This is a genomic window from Streptomyces inhibens (assembly GCF_022221585.1).
Classification (GTDB): Bacteria; Actinomycetota; Actinomycetes; order Streptomycetales; family Streptomycetaceae; genus Streptomyces; species Streptomyces inhibens.
In genome coordinates this window covers 3,619,649-3,639,382 of the sequence record NZ_CP084681.1, presented here as the reverse complement: position 1 = coordinate 3,639,382, position 19,734 = coordinate 3,619,649, and the positions used below count along the sequence as shown (strand labels likewise).

Below are 19,734 nucleotides of genomic sequence, written 5' to 3'. Positions count from 1 at the left end.
CTCTACGGTCAGCGGGCGGTGGTCGATGGCGTACCCCAAGGCCCCGGAGCGCAGTGGCGCTCCGGGGTCGCTGGCGTCCGCCCTTTGGCACCCGTTTCCATCAAGGGATGGACGTACGGCAAGATGGGGTGTATCTGCCCTCCCTGGCCACGGCGCACCTGGACCCTGGGACGGTGCCGCACAGACCCTGATCGATCCAATCTGCCGGACGGTTTCTCTTGGCTGAGTACATCTACACGATGCGCAAGACGCGCAAGGCGCACGGCGACAAGGTCATCCTCGATGACGTGACGCTGAGCTTCTTGCCGGGCGCGAAGATCGGTGTCGTGGGTCCCAACGGCGCCGGTAAGTCCACGGTGCTGAAGATCATGGCCGGTCTTGAGCAGCCGTCGAACGGTGACGCGTTCCTCTCCCCCGGCTACACCGTCGGCATGCTCCTGCAGGAGCCGCCGCTGGACGAGTCGAAGACGGTTCTGCAGAACGTGCAGGACGGCGCTGCCGAGATCATGGGCAAGCTGCACCGCTTCAACGAGGTCGCCGAGCTCATGGCCACCGACTACTCCGACGCGCTGATGGAGGAGATGGGCAAGCTCCAGGAGGACCTCGACCACGCCAACGCGTGGGACCTGGACACCCAGCTGGAGCAGGCGATGGACGCGCTGGGCTGCCCGCCCGGCGACTGGCCGGTCACCAACCTCTCCGGTGGTGAGCGCCGCCGTGTCGCGCTGTGCAAGCTGCTGCTGGAGGCCCCCGACCTGCTGCTCCTCGACGAGCCCACCAACCACCTGGACGCCGAGTCCGTGCAGTGGCTGGAGCAGCACCTGGCGAAGTACCCCGGCACCGTCGTCGCCGTCACCCACGACCGGTACTTCCTCGACAACGTCGCCGGCTGGATCCTGGAGCTCGACCGCGGCCGTGCCATCGGCTACGAGGGCAACTACTCCACGTACCTGGAGACCAAGCAGACCCGTCTGAAGGTCGAGGGCCAGAAGGACGCCAAGCGCGCCAAGCGTCTGAAGGAAGAGCTGGAGTGGGTGCGCTCCAACGCCAAGGGGCGGCAGGCCAAGTCCAAGGCCCGTCTGGCGCGTTACGAGGAGATGGCCGCCGAGGCCGACAAGATGCGGAAGCTGGACTTCGAGGAGATCCAGATCCCGCCGGGCCCGCGCCTGGGCAGTGTCGTCGTCGAGGTGGACAAGCTGAACAAGGCCTTCGGCGAGAAGGTCCTGATCGAGGACCTGAGCTTCACCCTGCCGCGTAACGGCATCGTTGGCATCATCGGCCCGAACGGCGCCGGCAAGACCACGCTGTTCAAGATGATCCAGGGTCTGGAGACCCCGGACGCCGGCGACATCAAGGTCGGCGAGACCGTCAAGATCTCCTACGTCGACCAGAGCCGCGAGAACATCGACCCCAAGAAGACCCTGTGGGCCGTGGTCTCCGACGAGCTGGACTACATCAACGTCGGTCACGTCGAGATGCCCTCGCGGGCGTATGTCTCCGCGTTCGGCTTCAAGGGTCCGGACCAGCAGAAGCCGGCCGGTGTGCTCTCCGGTGGTGAGCGCAACCGCCTCAACCTGGCGCTCACCCTCAAGCAGGGCGGCAACCTGCTCCTCCTCGACGAGCCGACCAACGACCTCGACGTCGAGACCCTGTCCTCGCTGGAGAACGCGCTCCTGGAGTTCCCGGGCTGCGCCGTGGTCGTCTCCCACGACCGCTGGTTCCTCGACCGCGTCGCCACGCACATCCTGGCGTACGAGGGCGAGTCCAAGTGGTTCTGGTTCGAGGGCAACTTCGAGTCGTACGAGAAGAACAAGATCGAGCGCCTCGGTGCGGATGCGGCCCGCCCGCACCGCGCCACGTACAAGAAGCTCACCCGGGGCTGACCGACGTGCGACACCTCTACTCCTGCCCCCTGCGCTGGTCGGACATGGACGCGTTCGGCCATGTCAACAACGCGGTGTTCGTCCGCTACCTCGAAGAGGCGCGGATCGATTTCATGCGCCGGCTGGCGCCGGGGGGCGGCAGCCCGTCGTTCACGGGCGGCTCGGTGGTCGCCCGGCACGAGATCGACTATGTGCGGCCGCTGGTGCACCGGCCCACGCCGGTCACCATCGAGTTGTGGGTGACGAAGATCAGCGCCGCGTCGATGACGGTCGGCTACGAGGTCAAGGACGAGGACAACCTCTACCTGCGGGCCTCGACCGTCGTCGTCCCGTACAACTTCTCCGAGGAGCGTCCGCGCCGCCTCACCGTGGAGGAGAAGACGGTCCTCAAGGAGTATCTGGCCGACGCCTCGCACCAGGACGGGGCCGTCGCGGTATGACGGCGCTGCACCTGGCCGATGCCGGGGAGGCGGCGGATCTCGCCGCCTTCCTCGCCCGGCTGATCCACTACGACCGGGCCGCGGCGGTACGGCTGCAGGCCGGCGGCGGTGTCCTCGCCGTATTCGGCCGCCCGCCGTCCTTCGAGGTGCTGGCGATCCGTACCGCGCGGCTCGCCGAGGACCTCGGCCTGGACATCACGGTCTCGGCCGGTGAGCTCCTCGACGGCATCGACGAGCCGGCGGGCGCGCTGACCGTGCCCGCCGCGGTCACCGGCCCGCCGTGGACCGGGCTGCTGCCGCCGCGCGGCGGCTGGCAGCGGGTGCCCGGGCTGCCGGCGCCCGAGGCGCTGGTGCGTGCGGTGGCCGCCGCGGTCGCCGAATTCCGCGCCCGTGACGAGGCGCTGCCGCCCCAGCACCGCACCCGCACCGAACGGGACCGCATCGGCCGGGAGATCTGGTCGCGCACCCTCGGCGACACCCACCTCCCGCTGCGTGCCGCGCATGCCGCCCAGTCGCTGGGCTTTCTGCGGCCGGCGCGGGCCGGAGCGCTCGTCGGGGGCCACGGCGCGCACGCCCCGCAGGCACAGCCTCACGGCGGGCCGCAGCCTTCGTCCCAGCCGTTGAGTCTGCTCGCCGCCGGCGGCTGGCTGCGGCTGAGCACCCCGTACGGCTCGATCGCCGTGCGGACGGGCGGACCGGCGGGGCTCACGGGGCTGTCGGGGCTCACGGTCACGCCGGTCTGAGAGGCCGCCCGGCCCGGCGGTCACGCCCGGCCCGGTGATCACGCACGCCCGACGCGCTCACGAGGCCTCGCCGCCGTCCTCCGCGGCACCACTCTCCTCGGCACCGCCCCGCCCCCGCCCCGCGCCATCAGCCGTACGGTCCGGCCACACCCCGATGTGATCGCTCTCCAGCTCCAGCAGGACCCGGTGCTCCATGCCCAGGCTGCTGGTGTACTCCGCGGGCAGCTGGAGCCGGCCCGCGCGGTCGAGCATCGCGTATTCGCGCGCGACCAGCGACTCCTGGCCGGTCGCGGCGTCCCGCTCGGTGCGCCGCAGCACCTCCGAGGACGTACGTCCGTCGCGGATCGCGACGGTGCGCCGTACCTCGCTCGCCACCGCCTGGTCATGGGTGACGATCACGATCGTGGTCCCGAGCTCCTCGTTGGCGGTACGGAAGGCCGTGAAGACCTGCTCGGCGGTGTGCGAGTCCAGCTCACCGGTCGGCTCGTCGGCCAGCAGCACGGACGGGGTGTTGGCGAGCGCCACCGCGATGGCGGTGCGCTGCTGCTCGCCGCCGGAGAGCTGGTGCGGACGGCGGTCCCGGCAGTGGTCGAGGGAGAGCATCGACAGCAGCTCCTCGGCCGCCTTCGTACGGGCAGCGCGCCGCCGGCCACCGCGCAGCTGCATCGGCAGGGTGACGTTCTGCAGGGCGGTCAGATACGGCAGGAGGTTGCGGGCGGTCTGCTGCCAGACGAAGCCGACCACGTCGCGGCGGTAACCGAGCCGGGCCTTGGCGTCCATCGTCAGCAGATCGCGGCCGGCGACCTTGGCGGCGCCCGCGGTCGGCACGTCCAGGCCCGCGAGGATGTTCATCAGGGTGGACTTGCCGCTGCCGGACGCCCCCACCAGCGCCATCAACTCACCCTCCGCGACCAGCAGATCGAGCCCCTGCAGCGCCTGCACCTCGACGCCGTCGGTGGTGAAGACCCGCACCAGCCGGTCGCAGGCGATCAGCGCGTCATGCCCGTAGGAGGGCTGTCCGCGCCGGGACGCCGCGCGCCGCTCCAGCTCGGCGAGGCCGGCGGGCGCGGCGGGCCGGGGCCGGGCGGCCACCGGATCGCTCGCCGCCGGAGTGACGTCATCGGGCCGCCTGGTCATCGGGTGTCCCCCGCTCTCAACTCGGTGCTCTCGCGCCGTCGTTCGCTCAGCCATGCCTGGGCCAGCACCACGGCCAGGGCCAGGGCGACCACGCCCGCCGACGGCAGCAGCAGGGACGCGGGATCGGATTGCAGTCGTACGGTGCCCGCCCCGCCGCCGCCCGGGGAACCGGGCAGGGCGAGCGGGGTGAGATCCATACCGGGGCCGAGCAGCCGGATCGCGGCGGCGCCGGCCAGCGCGCCGCCCAGGGCCGCGAGCAGCGCCTGCGGCAGCGCTTCCAGGACCATCAGGCGCCGCCCCTGGGCGGGCGTCAGGCCCATCGTGCGCAGCCTGGCCAGGAGTTGGGTGCGCTGGGGCGCGGCCTGGAGGAGGGAGAGCAGCAGGGCCAGCAGCGCGAAGCCGGCGCCGGCCGCGACGGCGGCGGTGTAGAGGCGTTCCGCGCCCTGCTGGAGCGGCGAATCGGCGAGCTTGGCGCGTTCGGCGGCGCGCAGGGCCAGATGGGTGGGGAGCGACGCCGGGGTGTGCGCGCGGACGGCGGCGCGCAGCGCCGGTGCGTCCAGGGAGCGTCCGGACAGCAGCAGGACGGAGGCGCCGGTGGCGGGGTCGGCGTAGGTGTCGGGGTGGAGACGGGCGACGCTCCTGGCGTTGATCAGGACGAAGTCGCCGCCGGGCTGGGCGGGGGTGTCGGCGCGTACCGCCTTCGGACGGACCACGAGCCGGCCGAACTCCGGTTGCAGGGCCATCGGGGCGCGCCCGAAGCGGGCGAGGACGCCGGGGGAGACGATCGCGGGCAGTGGCCGGTCGCCGCCGGGGTCGGCCAAGTCCCGGGCGGAGAAGGCGCCCAGGCCGGTGGCGCGGGCGAGCCGGGCGTACGCATCGGCGTCGGCGACGACCAGATAGAGGGGCGGACCGCTGTCGTCGGCGGCCTGGACGTCGATACGGATCGGTACCGCGTCCTCGACACCCGGCACCTTCGCGACGGCCTTCCGCAGCTCCTCGGGCAGGGGCTTGTCGGCGGAGATACGGGCCTCGGCCCCGACCGCGGTCAGCGCCGCGTGATCGCGGGCCGTGGCGACCCCGGCGAGCACCGAGCCGCCGAAGGACGCGGTGGTCAGCGCCACCAGGAGGGCCAGCAGCGGCAGCCCGGCGGTCGCCGGGGCGCGGCCCGCGCGGGCCAGCGAGAGAAAGCCGATCAGCCCGGCGGAGCGGGCGGCGGGGCGGGCCGCCAGCCGCAGGGGCAGCGGGTAGAGCCGCATCAGGACCAGGACGGCGATCACAGCGACGAGGACCGGGGCGGCGCTGACCAGGGCGTCCACGCCGCCGGCCGCCGTGCTCCGGCGGCGCAGCGCGACCACCGCGCCCACCGCCAGTACCAGCACGGTCAGTTCGGCGACCGTACGGCGCCGGGAGGGGCGGGCGCGCACCAGGTCGGCGCGTGCGGCGGGCCGTGGGCGGCGGTGCGCGGCGGCGGCCCGCAGCGGCAGCGCGAGCGTGCCCAGCAGCCCGGTCCCGGCGGCCGCCAGCAGCGAGGGCAGCACCCGCTCCCCGGGCACCAGCAGCAGTGCGAGGCCCCCGCCGGCCGCGGCCGCGGGCAGCGCCACCGCGGCGGTCTCCGCAGCCAGCCGCCCGACCAGCCCCACCAGCGACGCGCCGCGGGCCCGCAGCAGCGCCAGCTCCTCGCGCCGGCGGGCCGCGGTCAGCGCACCGGTCATCAGCAGCACGACACCCGCGACGGTGCCGATCCCGAACGCGGCCACCGCGATGACCGGCGCGATCGCCGCCCGCATCCGCGCGAACGCGTCCAGCAGGCCGTCCACCGCGCTGTCGGCCAGCGCGCCACTGCCCGCCACGGAGCGCAACCGGGCGAGCGCCGCGCCGTGTTCGAGGGAGAGCAGCCGGTCCCGCAGCAGCGGGGCGTCATGGGCGGTCAGCGCGCTCGCGTCGACCGGGTAGCGCCAGAACTTCTCCGGCTCGCCCTCGGTGGACAGCAGTTCCGGACCGTCCTGCGGGGAGAGCAGCAGACCGGCGCGCCAGAACCTGTGTGACGGAACGCCCTCCGTCACATCCTGGCGGGCGGTGGCCATCAGCGGATCCACGGCCCAGTAGGCGCCGTCGGGGTCGCGCGGGGTGAGCAGCCCGCAGATCCGTACCGTGCGGCCCTCCAGGTGCAGTTCGCTGCCGACGCGCAGCTTGAGGGTCCGGGCGGTGGCGACGGTCACCGCCGCCTCCAGGGCGCCCGCTTCCGGGGCGGCGCCGTGCGGCAGCCGGCCCTCGGTGAGCGTGGCGTGCCGGCCGAGGCCGGACACCGCGTACAGCGAGAGGCCGGGAGCGACCCCGTCGGGCCGGGGCAGCCAGGAATCCGGCGCGTCCAGCGACTTGGTGGTGCGTACGCCGTACAGGGACCGGTCCTCGGCGATCCGCAGCGGGGCGCTGAACCCGCCCCGGATCGCCCGGTCCTGGCGGGCCAGCTCCGCCGCACCGTACTCGGCCGCCGGATCGACGCCGGTCAGGTCGCCCCGCGAGACGGTGATCTCCACCGTCCGCTGGTCGGGCGGCACCGAGGCCAGGGCATGGCGCACGCCGCGGGTCTCGTACGCGTCCACACCACGCGGGAACGCCGCCGCGAGGAACGCCGTGACCAGCACCAGGGCGCCCAGCGCCAGGGCTGCCGCGCGGGCCGTACGCAGTCGGACACGGAGCCAGCCCGTCCAGGTGAGCGCGTTCACCGGCCCTCACCCCGCAGGGCCGGCCGGGCGCGCGGCAGCATCGTCATCTCACAGCGCTCCTTGGCTGCGCAGGTCCTGCACCGGGTCGCCGCGGCGCAGCCCGACGACCGCGACGACCAGCAGCGGAACGGCCGCGACCGCCGCCAGCAGCACCACGACCCGGCCGGCCGGCAGCTCCACCAGCACCGGCGGCACCGGCCGGCTCGCCTGCTCGGTCAGCACGATCAACGGGACGACCGCCCGGGTCAGCACCGTCCCCAGCGCCCAACCGACGGCCAGCGCCAGCGCGATCAGTACGCCCTGCTCGGCGGCGATCATCCGCGCCAGCTGCGGGCGTGGCGCGCCCAGGGCCCGTAGGACGGCGAATTCCCTGGCCCGTTCGCGGACCGACCCGGCGGCGCTGACCGCGAAGCCGACCGCGGCCAGCGCCACCGCGACCGCCGCGGCGGCGGTCAGCGCGGTCTGCGGGCCGGCCCCCAGCGGATCGTCGTGCAGCTGCCGGGCGATCTCGTCGCGGACCAGGACCTGGCCCGGGTCGGTGTCCGGGCGTGCCCGCAGCGCGTCGACGACCCCGGCCGCGGCCCCTGGCTCGGGGCGCAGCCACCACTCGGTGGCGGCCAGTGGCGGGGCACCGCGATCGGACAGCGCCTCGTTGACGGCGCCGAAGTCGGCCAGCAGTCCGCCGGTGGCCGGCGCGCTGTCCGCCGGGCCCGGCAGCGCCCGCACCGCCCGTACGATCTTCGCCTTCAACGGCTGCCCGTTGACCGGCACGTCGATGGTGGAGCCGACCTTCGACCCGCTGTCCCGCAGAAAGGCGTCGGTGGCCACGGCGGCGAGCGGCGGACGGGCGGGGTGCCCGGCGGTGATCCGTACCGTCGTCATCGACCCGCCCCACTCACTCTTGGCGCCGCTGTCGTACGTCTGCGACAGCAGACCGCCGGCGGGAACCCCGGACCGGCCCGCCCTGGGGCCGAACGGCTCGCCCACGGAACTGCTCTTGTCGGTGATCCGCGCCTTCCAGGCGAGGTGGGAGGGCGCGACGAGCGGCCGGACGGCACCCTGCGCGGTGACGGCCCGCGCGGTGGTGACGGTGAGCTGCTGGCGGTGCGAGACCGGTGTCTGGTCCAGGTCGACGACGAGCCCGGTCAGCCGCAGCGGCTCGGCCGGGCGGCCCGCCGGGGCACCGGCCGCGGCGGCGATGTCCGCATCGAGGGTGTGCGGCCTGCCGTCGGCCGCGAGCGGGCCCAGCGGCAGGGTGTACGGGACGCCGAAGCGGTCGGTGACCTGGGCGGAGAGGGTCGCGGGCACCGGCCCGGTGTCGTGCACAGGCCCGATGCCGTGCGCCTCGGCATCCTGGCCGGGGGCGGGCGGCAGCGCCTTGAGGGAGCGCAGGGTGGCGGTCAGCCGTAACCGGTCGGTCCGCGCGGGGAGTTCCACTCCTACGGGCGCGCGGTCCTTCGGCGCCACCCCGCGCAGCACACCGTCCGTCGCCGCGCCCGTGCCGTCGTCCGCGCCGCCGCCCGCCAGATCGCCGCGCAGCAGCAGTGCCCCCGCCGCCCCCCGGGCGTCCAGGGCGAGCAGCGAGGAGGTCCGGCCGTCCGACAGCTCCAGGCCGACCTGCCCGGCGGGCAGCGCCGCGGCCACCCCCGGCACCTGCGCATACGCGCCGCCCTGCCCCAACTGCGGGGTCCTGCTGGCCAGTACGCGCACCGCCGCGCCCGCCCGGAAGTCCGCCTGATCGTCCTGCGAACGGTCCCAGGACGCGCCCTGGCCGATCGCCAGCATGCCCAGCGCGGTGGCCAGCACTAGCAGCAGCACGGGGCCCGCGGCGCGGTTGCGGCGGCTGATCTGCCAGCCGGCCAGCGCCGCGGCCAGGCCCCGGCCGCCGGCCGCGCCCCGCTCGGCGATCCGGGCGGCGAGCGGCAGCAGCCGCAGCGTCAGCACCGTACCGGCCAGCAGCGCCAGCGCCGGGGCGGCCACCAGCACCGGGTCGATACCGAGTCGGCCGGTGGTGTCCCCGGTCAGCACCCCGCCGCCCGCGCCGTCGTCCGAGCCGTCGCCGCCCGCCGTCTGCCGCTGGAGCTGCCAGTACGCGACGCCGGCGATCACCAGCAGCCCGACGTCCGCGCCCGCCCGGACCGCACCGGGCAGCGTCCGCGCCCGTCGGCGCTGCGGATCGTCGCCGCCCGCCCGCAGCAGGGCGGGCGCGGCGACCGCGAGGGCGCAGCCCAGCGCCACGCCGATACCGGTCAGCCAGGCCGTGCCGGTGAGCCGGGTGTCCAGCGGCAGCCCGATCCGGGCCAGGGCGCCGCGACCGGCCAGCAGATGCATCAGTGGGCCGGTCAGTAGCGGCGCGCCGACCGCGGCCGGGGCCGCCAGCAGCAGTGACTCGGCGAGGGCCAGTCCGCCGATCCGCCGCCGGGAGGCGCCACGGGCCCGCAGCAGCGCCGTCTCGCCGGTCCGTTCGGTGCTCAGCATCCGGGCGACCAGCAGCAGGGCGTAGCCGGCGAGCAGGATCAGCTGGAGCGCGACGATCAGGATCGTCGAACGGTTCACCAGCAGCGCCCGCTGCAACTGCCCCACCGCATCGGGCAGATCGGTGGTGGCGATGGCCCGGCCCGCGAACGCCGGATCGGCCATCAGCGCCTTGGGGGCCGGGCCGGCGGCGGCGCTCAGCGCGTCCAGCCGGTCCGCGGTGAGCGCGCGGAAGTCGGCGGTGGCGAGCCAGCCGACCGAGTCCTGGACCAGCGGCCCGCCGTGGAACGCCGCCGGGTCGGTGAACAGCGGCCCGTACGTGGTGAAGCCGAGGGAGCGCACCCCGCGTCCGCCGAGATCGTCGAGCTTCCAGTACGGGTCGGTGCGGTCCTTGGGCCGGTAGACACCGGTGACCTCGATCGTCAGACGGGCGGGGCCCGACAGCCGGTTGTCGAGGGTGAGGCGGCGGCCGGGCTTGATCCCCAGCCGGGCGGCCGCGGCTTCCGGGACGGCGACGGGCAGCGGGCCGTGCGCGCCGGGCGTGGGCCAGCGCCCCGCGGTGAGCGTGAGGCGGGAGCGGTCCAGGGCCGCGAGATGGGTGAGATCCGGCTCACCCTTGCGGGCCGACGGTGACCGCGGTGCGCGGGGCAGTGCGTACGGCCCGGAGCGGGTCAGCGTGCGCACCGTGAACGGCAGCCCGTCGAAGGCCCGCCGGGCGCCCTTGGCGACCGCCCGGTCCGCGGACAATCGTGTGTCCGCGGGAAGTTGGGCCTTCACCTGGAGCGCGGCGGCCGCCGCCGTTGGGGTCTCCCCTGCTCGAACGGAGCTGAGAGCTTGGGGACGGGTCTCCAGTGCCTGCCGCAGCCCGGCGTCCCCGACCGCGTCGGAGAAGGCGGCGAGCGTCGCCAGCACGGTGGCGGTGAGCAGCACCGACAGCAGCGCGGCAGCCAGCAGCAGGCGGTGTGCGCGCACCCGCAGAAAGACAAAGCCGGACACGGACACCCCCCTGCCGCGCGCAGCACCGATCAGTACCAAACAGTTGATCGGATGCTGTCAGAGGGCAGGAGGCCGGGTGAGCGGTTTGCGGGGTGCTTGACCGGATCGTGATGGGCCGGTCCGGTCGGGCCGGCAGGTGTGACGCGTTCCTCAGTCCGCGGCGTTGATCATCGAAGCGGCCGCGTACGTGAGGTAGTTCCACAGCTGCGTTTCGTGTTCCTCGGGCAGCCCGAGGGAGTCCACCGCGTCCCGCATGTGCCGCACCCAGGCGTCGTGCGCGGCCCGGTCGACGGTGAACGGGGCATGCCGCATCCGCAGCCGGGGGTGACCGCGGCCGTCGCTGTACGTACGGGGGCCGCCCCAGTACTGCATGAGGAAGAGCGCAAGCCGCTCCTCGGCCGGGCCCAGGTCCTCCTCCGGGTACATCGGCCGCAGCAGCGGGTCCTCGGCGACTCCCTGGTAGAAGCGGTGCACCAGACGGCGGAAGGTCTCCTCGCCACCGACCTGTTCGTAGAAGGTCTGCTCCTGAAGCGTGCCGCGCGGAATCTTGTTCACCCGTCCATGGTGGCAGACGCCCCGGCCGAGGACTTCGGTCGTAGGACGCAGCGGCCGGAGAGGGGGCCGGCGGCGGCCCGGAAACGCGGCCGGGGCGTGATCGGTTGATCACGCCCCGGGTTCGCTCGTCGACCGGCCGGCGGGTCAGCCCCGGCGGACGGTCAGCGTCGTCCAGGCACCGACATGCACCCGGTCGCCCTCATGGAGCGGCACCGGCACATAGGGCTGGATGGGGTCCTCGGCGAGGTTGATCGTCGTGCCGTTGGTGGAGTTCTGGTCCACCACCGCCCAGCTGCCGTCCTGCTGCTGCACCAGCAGCGCGTGCTGGTGCGAGACACCCGGGTCCTCCGGCGCACTGCCCAGATCGATGTCCGGGGCCTCGCCGGTGCTGTTCCGGCGGCGGCCGACCGCGATCTGACCGTTGGCGAGCGGGAGCACCTGCTCGGGGGAGTACGCGGGCAGGTTGAGCCCCGCCGCCTCCGGGCCGCTGCGGCCCATCATCGCCATGAAGTACTCGCGGTCCGGCGCGATCGCCACCACCCAGCCGACACCGACGACCGGCGGCGGACCCTGCGGCGGCGCCGCGGGAACCTGGCCGGGGCCGGGACCGCCGTGCCACTGCTGGTCAGGTCCGGGCTGCTGCTGCGGCGGCATCTGCTGCTGCTCGTACGGGGCCTGTGGCGGCATCTGCTGCTCGTACGGCGCCTGCGGCGGCTGCTGCTCGTACAGGCCGGGCGGCTGCTGCTCGTACAGGCCGGGCTGCTGCTGCTCGAACGGTGGCTGCTGCTGCTCGTACGGGGCCTGGGGCTGCTGCTGCTCGTACGGACCCGGCTGCTGCGGCGGGAACGGCGCGGGCTGCTGCTGCTCGAAGGGGGCCTGCGGGCCGGGGCCGGGCGGCGCGGGTGCCATCGGCGGGGGCGCGCCCTGGGCGCTCGGCGGGTTCAGCGTCCAGTCGTCGCCACCCTGCTGCTGCGGCGGCGGTCCGGGCTGACCGGCCGGGCCGGGGCCGGGCATGCCGGGCGGCGGGCCGGGCTGGCCGGGGAAGCCGCCGGGTCCGGGCTGGTCAGGGAAGCCGCCAGGGCCGGGCTGGTCGGGGAAGCCGGGGGGCATGCCCTGCTGCTGCGGCTGTTGCTGCGGCGGCGGGAAGCCGTAACCACCCTGGCCGCCCTGGGGGCCGGGGCCGGGCGCGGGCGGCGGGAAGCCGTAGCCACCCTGACCGCCCTGCGTACCAGGGCCACCGGGGCCGGGCATGCCGGGCGGCGGGCCGGGCTGCTGGGTGGGCGGCGGGGCGTAGGACGTCGGGGAGTTGGTGAGGAAGTTGTAGCGGCACTCCTCACAGAACGGCGCCATCGACTCGCGCGGCGTACGGCACTGCGGGCACAGCTCGCTCGGTGCGGCCTGGCCGGGTCCGGGGCCTGGCGCGGGCGGCGGGAAGCCGTAACCGCCCTGGCCACCCTGGGTGCCGGGACCGGGACCGGGACCGGGGCCACCGGGGCCCGGCGCGGGCGGCGGGAAGCCATAGCCGCCCTGACCGCCCTGCATGTCAGGAGCACCGGGTCCCGGGCCACCGAGTCCGGGACCACCCGGGCCGGGCGCGAAGCCGCCGGGCGGCGAGCCGGGCTGGCCCTGCGGCGGGCCGGGCTGCCCCGGCGGCGGGCCGGGCTGGCCGGTCGGCTGGCTGGGCGGGGTGTTCAGGAAGCCGGCAGGCAGGGAGGGCGGCGGGGGGACAGCACCCGCCATCCGCTGGCCGCACACCTCGCACCAGTCTTCGGCCACCGACTGGTGGCCGCTCGGGCAGGTCGGCATGTCGGTTCTTCCCCCTCCGTACCGTGTTCCTTCGGTGGTACTGCTCGGTACTTTTCGTAGCTATTTCTTTACGCGAACGGTTTTCGTCGAGCGGGTTTCGAGAGTCATCTCGTCCGCCTCGGCGACCTTCGCCTTCAGTCGCACAGTACCGGTCGTCGCATCGACGACGACCACCACCTTCGCAAGGAGTTTCGCAGTCGCCGCGTTCCCCGAGGCATCGGCCAGCTGTACCGCACGGCCCAATTTCGCCGTCGCGCTGTCGACATCTCCCGACTTGCGTGCATCGAGCCCCTGTTGGATGACTTGTGCCAGTTCGGCCTGCCCTGTGTAGTGCGCAACCTGTGGATTGATCGATGTGGAGGCGGCGATGTCGTCCGTCCATACGGCCCGTACAAGCCCCTGCGACGGGGGCCGCGGCGGGGTCTGCGGCACGCCCTGGGAGGGCAGGCCGTCCGGCGCGGGAATGATCAATGACACACGGCCGGCCAGCATTTCCCGGCCGATGCCGGCGGCCGGGACCCGTAGACAGAGGTGGTAGTCGCGGGACTCGTCGCCCCAGGAGCCGGTCGGATAGTCCGCCGACCGCGGCCCGGACTCCCTGCCCCGCCCGGTCAAGTCCTCCACGGTGGGTGCCACTTGCTTGACGAAGACGGTCTCGGCGCCCAACGGGGTCCACAGCCGCAGAGCGACATCGGCGACCTCCTTGCCCATCGCCGTCGCCATCATCCGCCTGAAATCGGCGGTCAGCCCGGCCGGATCGGCGACGATATCGGCGGTCCCCAGCAGCGCCGAGGCGATGCCGGTGACCTCCTTGACCTCCCAGTCCGTGCCGACGCCACGGGCGTCGCAGGTGAAGGACCCGAAGCAGTCGTCCAGGGTGGCGCGCAGATCCTGCGGTGACTCGTGCTCATTGCGGCCGTCGGTGAGCAGGATGGCGTGCCGGATGGTGAGATCGGCGGACGACAGCAGCCGGTCGGCCAGCCGCAGCCAGGTGCCGATGGCCGTACCGCCGCCCGCACTCAGCCTGCGCAGCGCCTCCGCGGCCTGTGCGCGGGTGGTCGCACCGGCCGCCGCCAGCCGGCCGCCGCCTGGGTAGACCTCGGTGGCCCGGTGCGTACCGGCCACCACCGCGAAGGCGACGCCGTCGCGCAGGGTGTCGAGGGCGGCGGCCGTGGCCTCACGTGCGGCGCGCAGTTTCGTCGGCGGATGGTCCATCGACCCGGAGCAGTCGACCATGATCACCACACCGGCGTCCGGCCCGCCGCTGTCGCCCACGGAAAGCGGCCGGCCGCCCGTCGTGCCGCCCCCGGTCGCGGTCACCGTGACAATGGCGTGCACCTCCCGCCCGCCCTCGGGGAGGTAGGGGTTCTGGTACACCTCGGCGGTGAAACGCGGCACAGGGGATTTGGCGAAATTGGCCATCCGTTCCGCTCCTCACCGGAGTCCGGCTCATTCGGTTTTGGGCCGGGTCAGGCCGATCCCTCCCGCCCCGACGGTGCGGGGAACGGCACCAGCGCCACCGTGACGTTGTCGTGCCCGCCGCCGTCGAGGGCGTGCGTGACCAGCGTGCGGGCGCCGTTCAGCGGCCTGGTGGGAGCGTCGTACGGCAGCACCGCGGCCATTTGCTCCGCGCTCTCGGCGTAGTTCCACAGCCCGTCCGTGCACACCACCACGACACCGGGGCCGTCCGGCTTGAACGTTGCGGTGTGCGGCTCGACCTCGTACGCATCCGCGCCCAGCCAGCCGGTGATGGCGTGCGCCCGCTCATCGGCGTTCGCCTCGGCCTCGGACATCAGATTGTTGGCGACCATCTGCGCCGCCCAGGAGTCGTCCTCGGTGAGCCGGGCCGGCGGCGCGGTGCGGTCGTCGGGGATCCAGTAGGCGCGGCTGTCGCCGACCCAGCCGACGGTCAGCAGCCCGCCGCCGACCACCGCGCCGACGAAGGTGCAGGCCGGGGCGTTCTGCTGGCGCTGCTCGTCATGCACCAGGGACGGGTCGGCGGCCAGTGCGTCGACCGCTGTGGAGGCCGCCAGGATGGCTTCGTGCATGGCCTGCTGGGGATGGGTACCGCGCGGCAGCGACGCCAGCAGCGCCTCGCCGGCGGCCTCGGACGCCGCCTGGGACGCCTCGTCCGGTCGGGTCGCCGAGGAGACCCCGTCGCAGACCACCGCAACCACGGCGGGTGTGCCGTCCGGCAGGGCGGCGGCACGGAGCGCGAAGAAGTCCTCGTTGCGGTGGTGCCGGTGGCCCCGGTCGCTGACCGCCGCGATGCCCGCCAATGCGCGCTCCATGTGGTCGCGTTCGCGGGGGCGGGTGTGGCCGCAGTGCTCGCAGTAGCCCTCGGGGCCGACGGTGCCGGTTCGGCAGGCGGTGCACAGGTTGCTGCCCGGGGCGGGGACGGCGGGCTCGCCCCCGGCCGTGGTGGACGCGTCCTCGGCCGTGGTGGACGCGTCCCCAGCCACTGCGGGTGTGCCCTCGGCCGCTGCGGCCGCGCCCGATTCCGCACCGGCGTCGGCGACCGCCTCGTATCCGGCGACGCGGGGGTCGACGGGCGGTTCGACGGGCGGCGGCGTGTCGGCCACCGCGGCGGGGCCGGCAGGCGCGGCAGGGCCGGGCACCGACGGCGCATGGCCCGGCACCGGCGGCGCGCCCACCTCACCGTGCCCCCCGTAACCCCCGTACGACAGGCGGGTCTGCGGGTCCGGAGGCGGCGGGTCCGCGGGGCCGGCAGGCGCGGGCGGCACCGGCGGTACGGGCGGTACCGGCGGCGCGGGCGGCATCGGCGGTACGGCAGGGGCGCCGTACGCGGGCGGGGCGCCGTACGCCGACGGCGCGGCGGGCGCCAGGAGAGCGGCGCCGCAGCGCCCACAGAACTTGTCCGCCGCATCGAGCGGTTCGTCGCACCCCGGACACCGGGACGGCCCAGTCACACCCATGTCACACCCACGTCCTGGGGCGGAAGCGGTTGGCCCGTTCCACCAGTTCGATCCTTTTCTCGCCACGCTGTGCCAGCCGCGCGAGCAGGCGGTACGACCGCTCCAGGCCGAACCGCAGCCCCCGCTCGTCCAGCGCGCTGCCGAGCAGCGTCGGCCGCTCGATGGTGGCCGGTCCGCCGTCCGGCCCGGCACCGTGGCTACCGGAGAGTACCCAGTCCAGGGCACTACCCAGTACCTCGGTGGTGAGTTGTTCCCGGCGCTCGGCGTCCAGGCCGAAGTCCGCGAGGGCCTCGACCTGTTCGGCGGCCGCCCGCAGATCCGCCAGCAGCGGATCGCCGGGCGGGCGCTGCCGCAGCCGGGCGCGGATCGCCGCGATCCGCGCCGCGGTGTAGTGGATGGACGACTCCGGGACGGACTCCAGCGCCTCGACCGCACCCCTGCGGTCGCCCGCCGCCAGCCGCACCCGGGCCAGCCCGAACGCGGCGCTGACATAGCTGCGGTCGGTGGCCCACACCAGGCGGTAGTACTCCACGGCGTTGTCCAACTGCCCCAGCAGCTCCGCGCAGATGCCCAGCGCCAGCTTCGGTGCCGGCTCGCCGGGGAAGGCGTCGTAGACCGCGTCGAAGGCCAGCGCGGCGCTCTCGCGGTCCCCGGCGGTCAGCGACACCAGCCCGCGGTGCCACACCACCCGCCAGTCGGCGCCCCACTGCTCGAACGCCGTACCGCGCCGCCCCGCGGCGGCCCACTCCTCGGCGGGCTTCGCCGCGATCGCCTCCAGCACCGCCTGCGCCGCCGCGGCATCGCCCGTCTCCAGGCGGGCGCGCAGCTCCCGCAGTCGGATCTCCAGCGAGTCGGCGGGCGCCGAGCGCAGCGCGGCCAGGAGTTCGGCGGGGGCGGCGGTCAGCAGCCCGGCCAGGAGCCCGGCGTTGGCATCGCCCGGATCCACCCTCGACACCGGCAGCGCGAGGGCGGCGCCGGCCACATCCAGGGGACGCAGTACGGGACCGCCGGACTCCGGCGCCGCGGGCCGCGCCGGCGCCGCCCCGCGCGCGCCCAGCAGCGAACTGTCGCCCTCCTGCGGGGCCAGCAACTCGGTGTCCACCGCGCGCAGCTCGGGCCCGAACAGCGAGGACAGCGCCGGCCGCGGCTCGCCCGACTGGAGCGCCACCACCTCCCGCAGCACGCCCGTCAGCTGCTCGGCCATCTCCTGGGCGGTGGCGAACCGGCGCGCCCGGTCCGGGTCCGTGGCGCGCACCAGCAGCCGGTAGAACGACTCGTAGGTGCGGAACACCTCGATGTTGTCGGGATCGGGCAGCGAGTCCGCGAAGACGTTCGTATAGCCCTGGAAGTCGAAGGTGAGCACGGCGAGGGTGCGGGCGACGGTGTACAGGTCGGAGGCGACCGACGGGCCCAGCTCGGCGATCTCGGGCGCCTGATAGCCGATCGTGCCGTAGATCGGGCTCTCGTGGTCGTCCATCCTGCGCACCGCGCCCATGTCGATCAGCTTCAGCTGGTCCTGCTGCTGGATGGCGTTGTCGACCTTGAAGTCGCAGTAGAGCAGGCCACGGCTGTGGAGGTGCCCGAGCGCCTCCAGGGCCTCGATGCCGTACGCACAGGCCTGCTCGACGGGCAGCGGATCGCGCCGCCCCTGGGGCGTGCGCCGGTCGTTGGCGATGTCCTTGAGCGACATACCGCCGACGTACTCCATGACGATATAGCCGTCGAGGCTGCGCGTCGCCCGGTCGAGATGCTCCACGAAGTTGTAGATCCGCACGATGTTGGCGTGCTCGATCTCGGCGAGAAAGCGTCGCTCGGACATCGCGACCGCCAGCGCCTCCTCGTCGCCGGTGTCCAGCAGCCCCTTGAGCACCACCCACCGGTCGGAGACCGCACGGTCGATCGCCAGATAGATCCAGCCGAGCCCGCCGTGCGCCAGACAGCCCACGACCTCGTACTGGCCGTGCACCAGCTCACCGGCCCGCAGCTTGGGCACAAAGCTGTACGGATGGCCGCACTTGGTGCAGAACCCTTCCGTACGGCCCGTCTGCTCACCGCGCGCCCGGCCCACCGGCGCCCCGCAGTCCGCGCGGCTGCAGAACCGCTTCCGTTCGGGGACCTCCGGATCCTCCAGCACCGCCGTGCGCGGATCGGGCCGCGGCACCTGCGGCACCGTCACCAGGCCCGCTCCCAGCCGCCCGCGCGCCGACCCGGACGACGAGCCGCTGCCCGCACTGTGCACCGACACAGCCGATACGTCGCGGGTCCGATCGCCGCCGGACAGTGCGCGCGAGAGCCGCCCGGACACCGAGCGCCGGGACGACGCCGAGCGGCCGGACGGCGCCGAACCGGCGGAACCGGGCGCGGGGGAGGGGATGGTCAGCAGCGCCCCGGCCACCTCGCGGGCGGCCGTCGCACCCGTGAGCGCCCGGCCCGTCAGACCCGTGGGCGGCGAGGACAGCAGACCGCCCGGCGAGACCACCGGCGCCAGACCGCACAGGTCGCAGTACAGCTCACCGCCGCCGACATCCTCGTAACCGCCGGTGCAGCCCCGCCGCTGGCAGCGCTCGTCGGCCCGCTCCGTCACCAGTCCCCCTTACCCTCCAGCTGCTGCGGAACCAACGCCTCCGCAGCCGCCTGCTGATAGCGCCACACCGCCTGCTCGGCCGCCCGCAGATCGCACGGTGCGCTCCACAGCATCCGGCGCGCCACGTCGTAGCGCTCCACCAGCAGCGGATCCTCCGCCATCCCGTGCCGCGCCACCTTCGCCTTGTACGCGTCCAGCCGGCCGCGCAGCTCGGCACGCACCGCGAGCGGCGCGGTCACCGCCGTCAACGACTCGCGGGCACGGTGGAGTTCGTCCTCCGCCCGCTCCTCCAGGCTGTCCAGCAGCGGCGAGAGCCGGTGCCACTGCGACCGTCTGCGGTACTCGGCAGCCGCCGCCAGCTGCTCGTGCAGCGCCATCGACGGCCCGCTGACCGCCGGCACCTCCGACGCGGCGATCTTCGCCAGCACCTCGCCACGGGCCTGCCGCGCCTCGGTCAGCGTGCGGTCGGCGCGGGAGAGCACGTCGCGCAGCTGCATCAGCCGCCGCTCCGCGTCCTGCCGCACATCCAGCACCGCCGCCACCTCGCGCCGGATGTCCTCCAGCGCACGGGCCGCACGGTCGTAGCGCCCGGTGTCCGGACGGCCCCCGCCGGGCGCCGAACTCCCCGTCGAGGACGACACCCAGAACGCCAGCGGATCCGCGATCACCTGGGCGCGCAGCCGCACCAGCTCGTCCGTGATCCGCTCCAGGTCGTCACCCGCCGGATGCTCACCTGGGCGCACCCCCACCGAATGCGCCAGCGAACGCGTCCGCTGCAACTCGGCGGACAGCAGATCTATCCGGGCCGGCAGCGCCGACCAGACCGCGTCGGCCGCGACGATCACATCCAGCGACCGCGCATAGAGCCCGTTCATCCGCTCGACGAGTTGCTCCAGGCTGAACCGCTCGCTCAGCAAGGCCGGGCCGCTCTCCGCACCGCCGCCCGCCGCGGCCGCACCCGGCACCGTCACCCCCTCGCCGTGCAGCAGATCCGACAGCTCCGCCAGCTCCTCGGGCGACGGCCAGCGCCGCCGCGCCCGCAGCTCACGCGCCGTCTCCAACACCGCCGTATAGGCGTCGAACAGCGACCACAGGACCGTGATGGACCGCTCCGTGGCGGCCCAGCGCTCCTTGGTGGTGCCCGACAGATCGGCGCCCTCCAGCAGCCGGCGGCCCGCGTGATCCTGCAGGGCGAGCAGCGAGGTCTCGATCGCCTCGTACTCGGCGCCGAGCCGCGCCAGGGCGCGATCCACCTCCTCCCGGCCCAGCACCGGGGCATCGGGCCTCCCCGGCGAACCGGGGAAGGGTCCAGGGACCCCCATCGATCACTCTCCAATACGCGTACGGTGCACGGCGATTGCTGCGACCGGGCAGCTGCTGCGGTCAGGCTCCTTCCGCTTTCTCATCCCTGCCCATAGTGAACGGCATCGGACCGCCCCATGGGGCGATCGTC

The 19,734-nt window shown here is 74.3% G+C and carries 12 protein-coding genes; 3 read left to right on the top strand and 9 right to left on the bottom strand.

The genetic code is table 11. From position 1 onward, the window contains the following. Positions 1-218 precede the first annotated feature (218 nt). The 3 genes from ettA to KI385_RS16650 are packed head-to-tail and all read left to right on the top strand — an operon-like array spanning position 219 to position 3,066. Entirely contained in the window at positions 219-1,883 is a 1,665-nt protein-coding gene (gene ettA / locus KI385_RS16660) for an energy-dependent translational throttle protein EttA (RefSeq protein ID WP_238572990.1), read from the top strand. A gap of 5 nt (positions 1,884-1,888) precedes the next feature. Beyond that, entirely contained in the window at positions 1,889-2,323 is a 435-nt protein-coding gene (locus KI385_RS16655; RefSeq protein WP_425356916.1) for an acyl-CoA thioesterase, read from the top strand. Beyond that, positions 2,320-3,066, top strand: coding sequence for a DUF8010 domain-containing protein (locus KI385_RS16650; protein WP_238572989.1), 747 nt, complete (start codon positions 2,320-2,322; stop codon positions 3,064-3,066). Before KI385_RS16655 ends, KI385_RS16650 begins: the two co-directional genes overlap by 4 nt. A 57-nt stretch (positions 3,067-3,123) precedes the next feature. Here KI385_RS16650 and KI385_RS16645 read toward each other — a convergent pair whose 3' ends face one another. From KI385_RS16645 to KI385_RS16605, 9 genes are all read right to left on the bottom strand, one after another. Beyond that, positions 3,124-4,203 carry an ABC transporter ATP-binding protein gene (locus KI385_RS16645; protein ID WP_238572988.1) on the bottom strand — a complete coding sequence of 360 codons (1,080 nt, stop codon included), beginning with the start codon at positions 4,201-4,203 and terminating at the stop codon, positions 3,124-3,126. Next, complete coding sequence (locus KI385_RS16640; RefSeq protein WP_238572987.1) at positions 4,200-6,929, bottom strand: FtsX-like permease family protein; 2,730 nt, start codon at positions 6,927-6,929, stop codon at positions 4,200-4,202. Before KI385_RS16640 ends, KI385_RS16645 begins: the two co-directional genes overlap by 4 nt. Before the next feature lie 48 nt (positions 6,930-6,977). Next, positions 6,978-10,400: an FtsX-like permease family protein gene (locus tag KI385_RS16635; protein WP_238572986.1), complete on the bottom strand. Its 3,423-nt coding sequence runs from the start codon at positions 10,398-10,400 to the stop codon at positions 6,978-6,980. A 150-nt stretch (positions 10,401-10,550) separates the two neighbouring features. After that, positions 10,551-10,955, bottom strand: a complete 405-nt coding sequence (locus KI385_RS16630; RefSeq protein WP_128504587.1) for a globin — start codon at positions 10,953-10,955, stop codon at positions 10,551-10,553. Positions 10,956-11,099: 144 nt separating this feature from the next. Then, positions 11,100-12,761 (bottom strand): FHA domain-containing protein, encoded by a 1,662-nt coding sequence (locus KI385_RS16625; protein WP_238572985.1) that lies wholly within the window; start codon positions 12,759-12,761, stop codon positions 11,100-11,102. A 60-nt stretch (positions 12,762-12,821) separates the two neighbouring features. Beyond that, on the bottom strand, positions 12,822-14,183 hold the full coding sequence (locus tag KI385_RS16620) for a VWA domain-containing protein (RefSeq protein ID WP_238572984.1): 1,362 nt from the start codon (positions 14,181-14,183) through the stop codon (positions 12,822-12,824). 47 nt (positions 14,184-14,230) lie between these two features. After that, positions 14,231-15,697, bottom strand: a complete 1,467-nt coding sequence (locus KI385_RS16615; protein WP_238572983.1) for a PP2C family protein-serine/threonine phosphatase — start codon at positions 15,695-15,697, stop codon at positions 14,231-14,233. A gap of 1 nt (position 15,698) precedes the next feature. Next, on the bottom strand, positions 15,699-18,281 hold the full coding sequence (locus KI385_RS16610) for a serine/threonine-protein kinase (protein ID WP_238572982.1): 2,583 nt from the start codon (positions 18,279-18,281) through the stop codon (positions 15,699-15,701). Continuing rightward, positions 18,278-19,603: a hypothetical protein gene (locus KI385_RS16605; RefSeq protein ID WP_238572981.1), complete on the bottom strand. Its 1,326-nt coding sequence runs from the start codon at positions 19,601-19,603 to the stop codon at positions 18,278-18,280. Before KI385_RS16605 ends, KI385_RS16610 begins: the two co-directional genes overlap by 4 nt. Positions 19,604-19,734 lie beyond the last annotated feature (131 nt).

What these genes read in the sequence shown, in the direction of transcription:
- KI385_RS16605 (WP_238572981.1), bottom strand. Translation starts at nt 19,603, where the DNA reads ATGGGGGTCCCTGGACCCTTCCCCGGTTCGCCGGGGAGGCCCGATGCC.
- KI385_RS16625 (WP_238572985.1), bottom strand. Translation starts at nt 12,761, where the DNA reads ATGCCGACCTGCCCGAGCGGCCACCAGTCGGTGGCCGAAGACTGGTGC.
- KI385_RS16620 (WP_238572984.1), bottom strand. Translation starts at nt 14,183, where the DNA reads ATGGCCAATTTCGCCAAATCCCCTGTGCCGCGTTTCACCGCCGAGGTG.
- KI385_RS16650 (WP_238572989.1), top strand. Translation starts at nt 2,320, where the DNA reads ATGACGGCGCTGCACCTGGCCGATGCCGGGGAGGCGGCGGATCTCGCC.
- KI385_RS16645 (WP_238572988.1), bottom strand. Translation starts at nt 4,203, where the DNA reads ATGACCAGGCGGCCCGATGACGTCACTCCGGCGGCGAGCGATCCGGTG.
- KI385_RS16615 (WP_238572983.1), bottom strand. Translation starts at nt 15,697, where the DNA reads ATGGGTGTGACTGGGCCGTCCCGGTGTCCGGGGTGCGACGAACCGCTC.